Origin of the sequence: Shewanella schlegeliana, from assembly GCF_016765635.1 — a bacterium.
In the GTDB taxonomy this organism is placed as follows: domain Bacteria; phylum Pseudomonadota; class Gammaproteobacteria; order Enterobacterales; family Shewanellaceae; genus Shewanella; species Shewanella schlegeliana.
On sequence record NZ_JAESVD010000005.1, the window covers coordinates 131,107 to 143,622 of the forward strand.

A 12,516-nucleotide genomic window follows, 5' to 3' on the forward strand; every position below is an offset into this window, starting at 1 on the left:
CTTTAATATCGAGCCGAACAATAAGGACCCAGACCATGAGATTGTTATTAGTTGAAGATGATTTAGAGCTGCAATCGAATCTTAAACAACACCTTATCGAGGCGAATTATACCGTCGACACCGCCGATGACGGCGAGATAGGCCTATTCCAAGGCCGCGAATATAATTATGATGCGGCCATTATCGATGTTGGCTTACCTAAGCTTGATGGCATCTCCCTCATTAAAGAGCTTAGAAGCCTAGATATCGGCTTTCCTATTCTCATTTTGACCGCCCGTGATAGCTGGCAAGATAAGGTCGAAGGCTTGGATGCGGGTGCCGATGATTACCTCACCAAACCCTTTCATCCTGAAGAGTTAGTCGCGCGCTTAAAAGCCCTTATCCGTCGCTCAGCGGGTAAAGCCAGCCCGATTATCACTAATGGCCCTTTTAGTCTAAATACCAGCAGTTTAGAGATCACCAAGTCCGGCGAGACCATCACCTTGAGTGGCTCTGAATACAAGTTATTTGAATACTTCATGCTGCATATCGGTGAGGTAAAATCGAAAACCGTACTGACTGAGCACATCTATGATCAAGATTTTGATTTGGATTCTAACGTGATCGAGGTGTTTATCAGGCGATTACGTAAAAAACTCGACCCCGATAATCAGCTAGGCCTGATTGAAACCCTTAGAGGTCAAGGTTATCGTCTTGTGTCACTTAATGACGGCGCTAAAAAGTAAACCAATGGTAAACCTTAAGCGCTTGCCCACTCTTATGCACTCTTTAAAGGCGCGTCTTATCGTCAGCGCCATGCTGCTAATCTTAGTCTTAATTCCCATCGTTGGCTTAACCCTTAACGATGCCTTTAAACTGCAGGTCAAGAGTGCCTCGGTCAAAGAGCTGAAAGCCTACGTCTACTCTATCTTGGCGGTTACCGAGGTCGATAATCAGCAACTGTTTATGCCTGAGGCATTATTAGAAAATCAGTTCAATGTGATCCAGTCTGGTCTATACGCCTTAATCACCGTTCCCGCGACTCAATCACAACTTCAACCTCTGACTACGCCAAGCGTCAGCGGTGAACCTCATCAAGCTAGTAGCTTCGATGCTAAGTTTGTAGAAGCGACTACCGCAAAACCAGTCGAGGACGAAGTGCCTGATAATGCGCAAGTCAATGATGGACGAAAAGTGGCTTGGCGCTCCAACTCATTGCTTGGCATCGACCTCACTTCGGCAATCACTACCGCGGTTCATACTGATCCGGCCTTTCCACAACCAGAAAAAGGCCAAGGTCAGTTCAGTGAGATAATTCTTAACGACGAACCTCATTTGGTTTATGGCTTTAGCGCGAGTTTCGAAACCCAGCATGTCGATGACCAAGGCAACGAGCAGATCACGCGCTTTCCTGTCACGGTTTATATCATTAAAGATCAGAGTGACTATCTGCTCCAAGTGAATGAGTTTAATCAGCAACTTTGGCGCTGGCTATTGATCTTGATGGCCGCCCTGCTAACGATTCAAATATTATGGCTATGGTGGACACTCAAACCCCTCACTCGTTTACAGAGTGAATTAGCCGCGATTGAAAACGGTAAAGCCGACCAGTTAGAGGGAAACTACCCTACCGAGCTGAGTGCCGTTGCCAAGCAGCTCAACACCTTACTCAATACCGAGCAAAACCAACGTAAGCGTTATCGTAATGCCTTAGCAGACTTGGCCCATAGCCTGAAAACGCCGCTGGCGGTCATTCAAAGCCAAAAGGATTTAAGCCCACAATCATTTGAGCAGGTAAGCCAAATCAACCGTATTATCGGCCACCAGCTCAAACGAGCGCAATCGGCGGCGGGGTCAGCCTGGCACTTAGGCGTTGAGGTGGTGGATGTTTCAGACAAGCTGGTGCGCAACCTGCCAAAAATTTACTGCCAGCCACCGATAGCGATCACCGAAGATGTCGACAGAAGCGCCATCTTTAAAGGGGACGCCAGTGATTTAACCGAGATCTTAGGTAACCTGCTGGATAATGCCTGTAAGGCCGCAGTGAGCAAAGTGTTATTAACCGTTAAATCTGTCGACTCATATTTAGTTATCAGTATCGAAGATGACGGTAAAGGCATCGACGAGGCGCTGCACGCACAAATATTTGAACGGGGTATTCGCGCCGACTCTTATCAACAGGGCCACGGCATCGGTCTGGCGATTGTGCGTGACTTAGTCGACAGTTATCAAGGACAACTCATCGTTAGCCGCTCAACAGCCCTTGATGGCGCTAAGTTCGAACTGCGATTCAAGTCCTAATCTCCTTCAAGCCCTAATCTCAGTGATTTTTTAGCTGTCAGCTTCTGTTCATCTTGGCTTTCTTATACTGGTGCTAACCGATAAGGAGAGCATATGAACAGATTCAACAGATGGTGTTGGTCATTGATCATCACACTTGCTATCGCAATGCCTTTGATGATGTCAGCCAACACAGTCAAGGCACAAGAACACGAGTACTCTCAATACACTGAGGGGCAACTGGCGCAGATGCTTGCACCTATTGCGCTCTATCCCGATAGCTTACTCACCCATATCCTCATTGCCTCAACCTACCCACTGGAAGTGGTGCAGGCTCACCGATGGCAAGTTGAGCATAATAATCTAAGTACACAAAAGCAGATCGACAAGGCGCAAGATAAAGACTGGGATCCCAGTGTGGTGGCGCTTATTGCCTTTCCGAATGTACTGCAAAAGCTCAGTGAAGATCTCAACTGGACTCAATCTCTCGGTGATGCCTTCTTGCAAGATGAAGCCCAAGTATTAGCGAGCATTCAAACACTGAGACAAGAGGCGGATAATGCCAATAGTCTAGAGCAGATGGACAATATGCAGGTCACTCGGATCAGTGATCAGATCATTATCGAGCCGGTGAGAAAAGAGATTGTCTATGTGCCCTACTACGACCCGAGAACGGTTTACGGATATTGGCGCTGGTATAACTACCCACCAATCTATTGGGCGGTTTACCCTGGCTATGTCAGACCCAGTTACGGTCACTTTTATTGGCGAGCTGGGGTGCACATCAGTTTTAACTATTACTTCAGTGCATTCCATTGGCACAAGCGTCATGTGGTAGTGGTGCATCACCATAACTCACATCGATATCGTCATCACGGCCGTATCGTCACCAGTCACGGCGCCAAGCGCTGGGCCCACAAGCCGCAACATAGGCGCGGCGTGGCTTACAGCAACAATGCATTACGCCACAAATATAACAGCCATTACCCAAGTCGCGCCCAAAGCAAAGCATTGCGCCATAACTCTGGCAAGCATGTTAACCACAAGATGAACAGCCATAAGCGGATAAACAGCCCTGAGCGAGTCAAAAGTCATGATCGGCTTAAGAGTCAGATCCGTGGGAACAGCCCTGAGCGCATTAACAGTCATGAGCGAGTCAAAAGTCATGAGCAGATTAAGAGTCAGATTCGTGGAAACAGCCCTCTACACAATAACAGCCATGAGCGGGTAAAAAACCATCAGCGAAATAACAGCCATCAGCAGCACTTTGTAAGAAGCTCACAGCCTAAAACCAATAAAAGCTATGACAACAGAGCTAAGCATCAAGGCCATACAGCTAAGCCAGCGAGAAACCAAGCACCTCGCAGCCATGCACCAAGAAGCAGTAACCAGCACAAACCAAGGAAAGAGTAACAAGTGACAGATGAAAGGGATCTGTAGGATGAACAGGCTTGATAAAAAACGCCGTCAATTGACGGCGTTTTTTATCTTTAATACTAAGCGGCTAAACGCTTTGGCATAATTCTGTCTCTAGCTGCTCCATCAATTGCAACAGCTGTTCTTCAACCTCTGTAAAGCTCGGACGTAACCCTAAGTTCGGCTGCAAACATGCCTGTTTTAACTTAAGCAACTTGGCAAGAACCGTTTGGCTTACTTCTGTTGGATTTTGTAAACAATGCTCGACTAAGTCCTCTATAAGGCAACCCAAGGCGCGAACCTCTATTGCCTCCATCGCCTCTCTTTGCAGTAAAGGCAGTTGGCTTAAATTCGTTGCCGCGCCAAAGTCGCCAAATAGGATCTCAGCATTGCTATTGTACATGGTGTTATGAGCGTAGATATCGCCATGACTGACTCGATTTTGGTGTAGATGAGTCAGTCCCGACGCCATCTGTTTCAAGATATTTAATATCGTTTGCAACTCAAACTGAGATCCATCACTAAAGGTATCTCGAGTACAAGTATCTAGTGAGGGGGGCAGACCTAAATTTTGGAAATGACTTGGAATAAGCTCCATGACAAGCCCAGATTTATCGGCCTGATTAAGCTGAGCGATGACCTTTATCAGATTGCCATGCTGCCCTGCCTGTAAACAATTAGCCAGCTCATCTTTGGGGTAACCGTCGCTTGTGACCTCCCCTTTAAATATTTTAACGGCAATATCGAGGGGCGTCCCGGTCAATTCAACAGGTTGCTTAAGCCATTTGGCTCGGTAAATCACACCCGATGCACCTTGGCCTATCACCTGTATCAATGCGAGATCGTCAAGGCTTACACTGGGCATTGAGGCAACATTTATAACCCCTTTATCGGCTAACTCTTGCTGTGGTATGAATGGGCTACCATCAAGCGCTAACCAGCTCAGGAGAGGTAATTGAAATAACCAATCTGGCAACACCTTAAAGGCATTAGCCGATAAGCGAGCCAACTCTAGCTTGGTGCATTTAGCCATGCTCTCAGGTAAGCAAGTGAGCTTATTGCCTGCTAGAGCTAATTTTTGCAGGCGATGCAGACGTCCCATATCCTCAGGCAAAGACTCGAGATGATTATCGGTTAAGATAAGCCAGCGGGTATTATCTGGGAGTGCTTTTTCAGGCAGTAGTGTTAACTTGTTCGATTTGAAACTGATCATTTCAAGCTTAGGGCATGAAGCCAATACCGAAGGAACAGTTTCAAAACAGTTATTGGTTAAAAAAAGAATTTTTAACTGATGCAAACGCGCAAAGTCATCGGGTAAGTGAGTGAGTTGATTATCTGATAGGTCGAGTATTTCTAGCGTGTCGGCAAGCTCAAATATCTCTTCAGGAAATGTTGTCAGCCCTTTTGAGAGTTGTAGCCGTGTAATCCCTTTTAACTGTCCCGATGTTAACTGCTCAATAGTATGCAAAACTCTTACCTTCACCCTGATAAAAAACAGCGCGCAATACTATACGATTCCCCGTCAATGAGAAAGCCAAATGCAAGAAGCTAGCGCATTATGGAGCTAATGTATTTTGGAGCTAATGTATCTTGGAGCTATAGCTAAGGGCCTCACCGAACAATTGAATAATCTTGTGGACTAGTTGGTCAGGCTCTCTTCTGTAGACTTGGCTTCTATAGCTTTAGCTTATGTGGATTTAGTAAGCCTAGCTCTTTCATCACGCTCAAGTTGTAATAGCTCTTGGCCCTCGGTAATCGCCATCACCGCTTTTGACTTAAATTCGCGGCGATAGAGTGTATATACCACGAAAATACTGGCGGAGATCAAGGCTAACGGATGAATAAACCAGCACAGTGCTGCCATTGAAAAGTAGTAAGAACGTAGACCGTAGTTATAGGAGTGGGTCGCCTGATCTTGTATTACAGCCATCTGCCTGGCATAACGGCGTAGATTTTCATTAGAGCCTGTCTTATCGACAGGAGCGGCCCCCACCATCACATTTAAGAAGCCATATTGACGCATCGACCAGGTGAACTGGAAGAACGCCATCACAAAGACGAAGGTCAACATACCGAGTTTAAGTTGCACCAAGGCATGGTTGGGAGATGCGGCAAATGGGATCGTTGCGATCACCGCCTCTAAACGCTCGACTTGAGCAAACAGGGTTAACACACCCGCAAGCACCAGCATGGTTGTCGATGCAAAAAAAGCGATATTACGTTCAAGGTTTGCCAACAGCGCAGCATCACTGACTCGTACCTCTCGACCTAATAGTTCATACATCCAATGAATGCGATGTTGATGCAAGCATCGAGCAATACAGTTGGTATTTTTCGCTTTGTGTTTAGCAAAATAGGTATAGCCAACCCAACTAGAAATAAAGCAAAAAGGCGCTACAAGATCGAGTAACGAAATGGTCATGCCGGTGTTCATCAAAAAATTACCTGTCTATCATTACCAGTCTATCAAAGTCAGCCACCAATATTTAGAAAACTGGGCTAACTCACCTATCCAAAATTTGCTTACTTATGCAAGCTTTGCTTGTAGATCTGTTTTAACTATCTCAAGGGCTGCTAAGGCAACACTTGGCTCTATTTGATGACTCTCTAGCAAATAAATAAGGTCAACTGCCAGTTTCACCTCATCAGGAGCCTTGTCTAACTCACTGGGTTGCTTGTCATCACTCATTTGGTTAACTCTAATTCGAGGGGGAAAGAGTGGGCTAGTATACTCAGAGAGTTTACGCTTCTCAATATCGTTGAACTAAGGTTAAGCTCGTTAACACAGCATCAGAATCGCTAAAACTCGCCAATCTGGAGCATGTTTGGCTGGTTAATTTTGCTCAGCTATTCGCCTTGCATTAGTTTGCCAAAAAACGCTCTGAGTAGATCAACTTCTGATACTGATTGGTATAAGGCTTTATTACCGCTCAAAGCCTAGATATACTGCGGGATAGATTAAGACTCAAAAAGCCACAATCAATATTGTGATTAGCAAATTCAAAGGCAAAAATTATTTATGGCAAAAATGGATTTCTCGGTGATCAATGACACCACAGCAAAATCTTTTAATGAACAAAAAAACCTGATCAAAAGAGTGTTTAAAGGTAACACTGTTCTCTGCCCTGTGTGCAATCAAGCACTTGAGATGAAATTGCCGGTAAAAGGTCAAGAAGACAGCGTTTCTGGGATCTGCTGTAAGAAAGGTTGTACCGATATTGAGCTGGATATGGAACTTGTGCTCTAAGCACGTCAGCTTTTCTCAACAAATAATCTTCCAATAAAAAATGGCTGCTAGCATCTGCTGTGTGGCCATTTTTATTTTTGTTACTTATTCAAGGTCACAGGCTGACTCGTACGCGTCCTGAAGCTGTAATTGTCGAACGAATACTGAGTACTAATGTGAGCGAGACTGAAACCGACAGGGTGACGAAAATCGCCACCGAGATCACCAGCTGATACTTAATGGCGATCAGTGGATCTATGCCCCCCAAAATCTGTCCCGTCATCATTCCAGGCAAGGTAACCAGTCCCATTGTCGCCATCGATGCCAAAATGGGCGCAAAGGATTGCTGCATCGCCGTCTGCACAAATGGCAGACTCGCCTGACTCGGCGATGCTCCCAGTGCTAGCGAGCCTTGGTACTCCTGCTTTCTATCATTAAAGGCACCAAATAGTCGCTGTAATGCGATAATGTTGCCGCTCAAACAATTACCAAGCAGCATGCCTGCTGTGGGAATTAAGTATTGCGCGGTATACAGTGGCTCGGGTGACAACAGATAGACAATCATCAGCCACAGCACCGGAAACATGCCTAAGGCTAGGCCAGAGAACACTGGTAGATAGAGTAACCTCTTAGGTAGTTTCGCCTTACTAATAATCGCGCTCGAGCCAACCAGTAACATCACCAGCAACCAAGCAAGGTTTACCCAGATATTATCGAGTAAAAAGAGGTATTGTAGATAGAGCCCCACCAAAATCAGCTGCGCCGTCATGCGCACAACTGCCCAGGTCATATCACGGCTAAGACCTAATTGAAAATATCGCCCTATCGCCATAGGTACCGATAGCACCAGCATAAATAAGCTTAACTGTAACCAACCGATATCCATTTAACTCTATCTCTTAGACAACAAATCTATTGCCTAATATAACCAAACCTTAGGCAAGGTGATAGCGCCATACTCACTGATATTTCTATCTAGACTAACCTGACTAATTATTCATCTATTGAGAAAAACTTGATCGATGTCTAATGAATTCCAGTTTTGCCTTGTTAGACTCAAAACACTTTTTGCTATTTTAGAAACTATGATTATGAAGCAGCAGCTACTCGAGCGATTTTTAAGTTACGTCAGTTTTAACACTCAATCTGACGGCCAAAGCCAGAATGTACCTAGCACTCATAGCCAATTTGTATTTGCTCAGCATTTACGTAAAGAGCTTGTCAGCCTAGGATTTGAGGATGTGCAACTCTCAGATAAGGGTTATTTAACCGCAACGGTACCTGCCAATGTAGAGGGCGTACCATGCATCGGCTTTATCGCTCATTTAGACACGGCTCCGGACTACAGCGGAGAAAATGTCTCTCCTCAAGTCATTGAAAACTATGATGGCGAAGATATTCAGTTAGGCCTAGAAGAGGTGTTATCACCAAAACAATTTAGCAGCCTAAACCAGTATGTTGGTCAAACGCTTATCACCACTGACGGCAGCACCCTGTTAGGCGGGGACGATAAAGCGGGTATCGCCGAGATTATCAGTGCACTGCATCATCTAATCACTCACCCAGAGATCCCTCACGGCAGAATTCGACTTTGCTTCACGCCTGATGAAGAGATTGGCCGCGGCGCCGACCATTTTGACGTCGAAAGCTTTGGTGCTCAGTGGGCCTACACCATTGACGGTGGTCAAGTCGGTGAACTTGAGTATGAAAACTTTAACGCAGCAACCGCGGTGATCACCGCAACGGGTAACAACTGTCACCCTGGCACCGCCTATGGCGTGATGGTTAACGCCCAAACCATCGCGGCGCGATTCCACGCTAAGATGCCGCTAAAAGACACCCCAGAGCATAGCCGCGACTATGAGGGTTTCTTTCACCTACTCGGTATGGAAGGCGTTACCGAAAAGGCGACGCTGACCTATATCATTCGTGATTTCGACCTAGAGCTTTTCGAGAAGAGAAAGCAATGGCTAACCGAGTTAGTTGAAAAATATAATGCAGAGCTGTCTATCGGTCAGTTAACCATAGATGTTCAAGACTCTTACTTGAATATGAAGCAGCAAGTCTTGCCGCATCCGCATATTATCGACATCGCCAAACAAGCGATGCAGAACTTAAGTATTGAGCCAATAATTAAGCCTATACGTGGTGGTACCGATGGCTCGCGCTTGTCCTATATGGGACTGCCATGCCCTAACCTATTTACTGGCGGGCATAACTTCCACGGTAAGCATGAGTATGTATGTGTCGAGTCCATGGTAAAAGCGACAGAGACCATAGTTGAAATCGCTAAACTCACGGCGCAGCACAAGTAACTCACTCTTGTATAACTAACAGATCGAACTTGCATATAAAGGCCTGCCCAGCAGGCCTTTATATTTTCCTGCTATTTAGCAAACAAATAGTATTTGCTTCCTTGGACACACTCTCTAAACTGACATCATTGATACCGTAAACTAAGACTGAAATGAACGCTGCTATCATTGGTGCTACAGGACTGATTGGACAACTACTGCTACAGAAATTAATCGACTCGGGGCAATATAAGAATATTCTCGTGCTTGGCAGAAACCAACCCCACTACCGTAACCTACATGACACGCAGGTCAGCTTTATCTCGTGTCAACTCAGTGAACTTCCCTCTCTTGAACTCCCCTTTGCAATCGAACACGCCTTTTGCTGCTTGGGTACCACCATTAAAAAAGCCGGTAGCCAAGCGGCCTTCATTGCGGTTGATAAAACGGCCTGTATCGACTTTATTGCTAAATGTGATGCAAGCAAAAACTATGTGGTAACGGCATTAGGGGCAAACAGTCAATCAAGCACCTTCTATAACCGTGTTAAGGGGGAAACCCAAGAGGCCCTTGCTGAGTGGCTAAACCAAAGCCAGAAGCCAGCAAACCCTAAGCGGTTATGGCTGTTTCAACCCAGCTTACTGTTAGGTGAGCGCAAGGAAAAACGTACACTAGAAGATATAGGTCAACTGCTTTCTAAGCTTATCTCGCCTCTGTTTATCGGCTCACTTAAGCAATACCGCCCTATCGAAGCCGAAAAGGTCGCCAGTGCCATGTTGGCTCAAGCACTGTCTGTACAAGGCCTTTCTGTACCTGCCGAGCCAGCACAAGCTCTGTCTACACAAGCAGCACCAACTCAGCTTGTCACCCTTGTCTCCAATGACGAAATGCTCAAGTCACTAATGCTCAAGTAACTAACTCTCTAGAAACTCGTGCCCTGACTCGCACCTTACACGCGCTCTAGTTCAACCGCTAGAGCTTGCGGCTATTGACTCTACCCCCTAAAATAGCCGCCCTTATCTGATGTCACCGAGAATCCACTTGAAAATTAGCCAGCGCCTGCAGCACATAAACACCATGATTAATGACCATTACGATCATATTTGGGATTGCTGCTGTGATCATGGCTTATTAGGGGCTGCACTGCTAAAGCGAAAGGCTGCTGACAACCTACATTTTGTTGATGTTGTGCCAAGTTTGATGCATGAAGTGAAACAAAAGCTGCAACGATTTCATCCTGATGCTGAGCTAAGCAAGCAGACCGCCTTAGCCCATGACCAAAGCCACTGGCAGGTACATTGTCTCGATGTCGCCAAGCTAGCATTAGCCACAAAAGAGCAGCGTCAGCTCATTATCATCGCAGGGGTTGGCGGCGAACTCACCATTGAGTTGGTGCAGCAAATTATGGCCCGCCATCCACAGCACTCATTGGAGTTTATTCTCTGCCCCGTGCATCACATCTATAAAGTGCGTACGGCGATGCAGCAACTTGGTTTAGGCTTAGTCGATGAGCAGCTAATGCAAGAGAACAAGCGCTTCTACGAGATCTTACACCTATCGACCGCGAGTCAAGTCCCGCTAAGTCCTGTAGGCTCTAGCATGTGGGATTTGAGTCGTGAGCTTGATAGGGATTATCTACAAAAGAGTGTTAAGCACTATCAAAGAATTGAGCAAGGCCTATTAAAAGCTCAGCAAAACGGTCAGTTAAGCGCTGAGCAGCAAAAGGAAAAAACGATGATAGGTGCCATTATTGCCGCCTATCAGGGCGTGCAAAACCTATCGCCTCTATGATTTAAGGTATAATCCAGCATCTTTTATCTATCATGCGCCAACTCACATTAATCAACACGAGCCGAACTAATCAATGCGTCTGTTAAAATCTACCGTTCATGCCGATATTGCTCACCTTACCGCAGATGAACTTACTGCTAAAAGCTTTCACCGCCAAGCCGCTCGCGGCATTATTCTTAAAGGCGAAGAGATCTTAATGCTCTACACCGAGCGTTATCATGATTACAGCATTCCAGGTGGTGGCGTTGATGAGGGGGAAGATATTCGCAGCGGGCTTATTCGCGAACTAGAGGAAGAAACGGGGGCGCAGCATATCGAGATCATCGCTGAGTTTGGCCGTTACCAAGAGTTTCGCCCTTGGTATAAAGATGATTTCGATGTGGTGCACATGGAGTCATTCTGCTTTGTTTGCGACATTCATGCCGAGCTTGGCGAGACCAAGTTAGAAGCTCATGAGATCCAAAATGGCATGACCCCAGTTTGGATCAATATTCATCAAGCCATCGCCCACAATGAGCACACCATGGCCAACAGCCCTAAGAAAGGCATGTCGATTGAACGAGAAACCTTTTTGCTCAAGCAGATCGTGACAGAGCTTTTATAATCAACATTACCCCATAACTAAGCTGTATGAGCTGTAATCACTAGGCCAAAAGCGCGTGAATTATTCACGCGCTAATAACTCCTCCCCCTTAGGCTCAAGCTTGGCAATAGCCAGCTCCAAACGCTTTATCTCACGGGCGGTCGCGTTGCGGTTCATCTCATTATAGATCCACATCTTAATCGCAATTTGCATCATGCTTGCCAACAGCAGCGTCACGCCCCACTTGATTAGTGCTGCCGGACTGACCACAACAAAAAAGAACTGATAGCCCGACCATAGCATCAGCAAGCTCAATAGAAAGGCAATGATGCTCATTAATATCAACCAGCCACCTAAGCGGCCCTTGTAAGCATCGCCTAGCATGGCAAATAAGCTTGGGTCGCGCTTAAGTCGACTATTTATCTGCTCCGACTCCTTTAGCAACTGCTGACGGATCTTTTTATCGATATCCATAATCTCTACTCCTACTCTTGATCTAATACTTACTCTAATGCAGAGCCTAATGTTTGCTTTAAGCGCTCTCTTGCTCTGAACAAGCGCGACTTAACGGTTCCTTGTGGGATCTCAAGCACCTTGGCGATCTCCTTTAAACTCAACCCCTCGAGATAAAAAAGATGAATAACTTGCCCCTCAACCTGTGGCAGGTTGGCTATCGCCTGAGTCAGTTCATCATTTTCAACGACAGCAGATACTGGCTGAAGATCGCTGGGCTGCAATGCTTGATAACGACTCTCGTGCTTAATCATGTCTAACACTTGCCAGCGAACCAGTTTAAATACCCAACTATTTATCGCCGCAGGATCTTCTAATCGCGTAATTGTCTTAGATAAGCGGAGCAATGCATTGTGAGCCGCATCTTCGCAACAGCTAGCTCACCACATAATTTCACCCCAAAGCTAATCGCGCCCGGGTAAAAGTGCTGACAC

General features: G+C 46.0%; 13 protein-coding genes and 1 pseudogene. 8 read left to right on the forward strand and 6 right to left on the reverse strand.

The genetic code is table 11. From position 1 onward, the window contains the following. Positions 1-35: 35 nt before the first annotated feature. From JMA39_RS10055 to JMA39_RS10065, 3 genes are all read left to right on the forward strand, one after another. Positions 36-725 (forward strand): response regulator transcription factor, encoded by a 690-nt coding sequence (locus JMA39_RS10055; RefSeq protein ID WP_202721749.1) that lies wholly within the window; start codon positions 36-38, stop codon positions 723-725. 4 nt (positions 726-729) lie between these two features. Then, the gene (locus JMA39_RS10060; protein WP_237732759.1) at positions 730-2,280 is read left to right on the forward strand and encodes an ATP-binding protein; all 1,551 of its coding nucleotides are present in this window, start codon (positions 730-732) and stop codon (positions 2,278-2,280) included. Positions 2,281-2,373: 93 nt separating this feature from the next. Then, a complete protein-coding gene (locus JMA39_RS10065; protein WP_202721751.1) occupies positions 2,374-3,672 on the forward strand; it encodes a DUF3300 domain-containing protein in 1,299 nt (432 codons plus the stop codon). Between the two features lie 91 nt (positions 3,673-3,763). Here the strand turns inward: JMA39_RS10065 and JMA39_RS10070 are convergent, their stop codons facing one another. The 3 genes from JMA39_RS10070 to rsmS all read right to left on the reverse strand — a co-directional run bounded on the left by JMA39_RS10070 (position 3,764) and on the right by rsmS (position 6,364). Further along, positions 3,764-5,143, reverse strand: a complete 1,380-nt coding sequence (locus tag JMA39_RS10070; RefSeq protein WP_202721752.1) for a leucine-rich repeat-containing protein kinase family protein — start codon at positions 5,141-5,143, stop codon at positions 3,764-3,766. A 219-nt stretch (positions 5,144-5,362) separates the two neighbouring features. Then, the gene (locus JMA39_RS10075; RefSeq protein ID WP_202721954.1) at positions 5,363-6,097 is read right to left on the reverse strand and encodes a DUF599 domain-containing protein; all 735 of its coding nucleotides are present in this window, start codon (positions 6,095-6,097) and stop codon (positions 5,363-5,365) included. Positions 6,098-6,202: 105 nt separating this feature from the next. Continuing rightward, the gene (gene rsmS / locus JMA39_RS10080) at positions 6,203-6,364 is read right to left on the reverse strand and encodes a pleiotropic regulatory protein RsmS (RefSeq protein ID WP_202721753.1); all 162 of its coding nucleotides are present in this window, start codon (positions 6,362-6,364) and stop codon (positions 6,203-6,205) included. 330 nt (positions 6,365-6,694) lie between these two features. Between rsmS and JMA39_RS10085 the strand changes: the two genes are divergently transcribed. Then, positions 6,695-6,922 carry a hypothetical protein gene (locus JMA39_RS10085; protein ID WP_202721754.1) on the forward strand — a complete coding sequence of 76 codons (228 nt, stop codon included), beginning with the start codon at positions 6,695-6,697 and terminating at the stop codon, positions 6,920-6,922. A 94-nt stretch (positions 6,923-7,016) separates the two neighbouring features. On the opposite strand, the gene JMA39_RS10090 is transcribed toward JMA39_RS10085, so the two are convergent. Beyond that, positions 7,017-7,787, reverse strand: a complete 771-nt coding sequence (locus tag JMA39_RS10090) for an ABC transporter permease (protein WP_202721755.1) — start codon at positions 7,785-7,787, stop codon at positions 7,017-7,019. Positions 7,788-7,992: 205 nt separating this feature from the next. Between JMA39_RS10090 and pepT the strand changes: the two genes are divergently transcribed. The 4 genes from pepT to JMA39_RS10110 all read left to right on the forward strand — a co-directional run bounded on the left by pepT (position 7,993) and on the right by JMA39_RS10110 (position 11,590). Continuing rightward, positions 7,993-9,216 carry a peptidase T gene (pepT, locus tag JMA39_RS10095; protein WP_202721756.1) on the forward strand — a complete coding sequence of 408 codons (1,224 nt, stop codon included), beginning with the start codon at positions 7,993-7,995 and terminating at the stop codon, positions 9,214-9,216. A 152-nt stretch (positions 9,217-9,368) separates the two neighbouring features. After that, positions 9,369-10,109, forward strand: a complete 741-nt coding sequence (locus tag JMA39_RS10100) for a Rossmann-fold NAD(P)-binding domain-containing protein (protein WP_202721757.1) — start codon at positions 9,369-9,371, stop codon at positions 10,107-10,109. Between the two features lie 127 nt (positions 10,110-10,236). Then, positions 10,237-10,986: a tRNA (adenine(22)-N(1))-methyltransferase gene (locus JMA39_RS10105; RefSeq protein ID WP_237732760.1), complete on the forward strand. Its 750-nt coding sequence runs from the start codon at positions 10,237-10,239 to the stop codon at positions 10,984-10,986. Positions 10,987-11,059: 73 nt separating this feature from the next. After that, entirely contained in the window at positions 11,060-11,590 is a 531-nt protein-coding gene (locus JMA39_RS10110) for an NUDIX hydrolase (RefSeq protein ID WP_202721759.1), read from the forward strand. Between the two features lie 60 nt (positions 11,591-11,650). Here the strand turns inward: JMA39_RS10110 and JMA39_RS10115 are convergent, their stop codons facing one another. Together JMA39_RS10115 and JMA39_RS10120 are read right to left on the reverse strand one after the other, a co-directional pair. Then, on the reverse strand, positions 11,651-12,043 hold the full coding sequence (locus JMA39_RS10115; protein WP_202721760.1) for a DUF6768 family protein: 393 nt from the start codon (positions 12,041-12,043) through the stop codon (positions 11,651-11,653). Positions 12,044-12,072: 29 nt separating this feature from the next. Then, a pseudogene (locus tag JMA39_RS10120) lies at positions 12,073-12,438 on the reverse strand (RNA polymerase sigma factor); the annotation flags it as partial. Positions 12,439-12,516: the final 78 nt, after the last annotated feature.

What these genes read in the sequence shown, in the direction of transcription:
- JMA39_RS10075 (WP_202721954.1), bottom strand. Translation starts at nt 6,097, where the DNA reads ATGACCATTTCGTTACTCGATCTTGTAGCGCCTTTTTGCTTTATTTCT.
- JMA39_RS10055 (WP_202721749.1), top strand. Translation starts at nt 36, where the DNA reads ATGAGATTGTTATTAGTTGAAGATGATTTAGAGCTGCAATCGAATCTT.
- JMA39_RS10115 (WP_202721760.1), bottom strand. Translation starts at nt 12,043, where the DNA reads ATGGATATCGATAAAAAGATCCGTCAGCAGTTGCTAAAGGAGTCGGAG.
- JMA39_RS10100 (WP_202721757.1), top strand. Translation starts at nt 9,369, where the DNA reads ATGAACGCTGCTATCATTGGTGCTACAGGACTGATTGGACAACTACTG.
- pepT (WP_202721756.1), top strand. Translation starts at nt 7,993, where the DNA reads ATGAAGCAGCAGCTACTCGAGCGATTTTTAAGTTACGTCAGTTTTAAC.
- JMA39_RS10085 (WP_202721754.1), top strand. Translation starts at nt 6,695, where the DNA reads ATGGCAAAAATGGATTTCTCGGTGATCAATGACACCACAGCAAAATCT.
- JMA39_RS10110 (WP_202721759.1), top strand. Translation starts at nt 11,060, where the DNA reads ATGCGTCTGTTAAAATCTACCGTTCATGCCGATATTGCTCACCTTACC.
- JMA39_RS10065 (WP_202721751.1), top strand. Translation starts at nt 2,374, where the DNA reads ATGAACAGATTCAACAGATGGTGTTGGTCATTGATCATCACACTTGCT.
- rsmS (WP_202721753.1), bottom strand. Translation starts at nt 6,364, where the DNA reads ATGAGTGATGACAAGCAACCCAGTGAGTTAGACAAGGCTCCTGATGAG.
- JMA39_RS10060 (WP_237732759.1), top strand. Translation starts at nt 730, where the DNA reads ATGGTAAACCTTAAGCGCTTGCCCACTCTTATGCACTCTTTAAAGGCG.
- JMA39_RS10090 (WP_202721755.1), bottom strand. Translation starts at nt 7,787, where the DNA reads ATGGATATCGGTTGGTTACAGTTAAGCTTATTTATGCTGGTGCTATCG.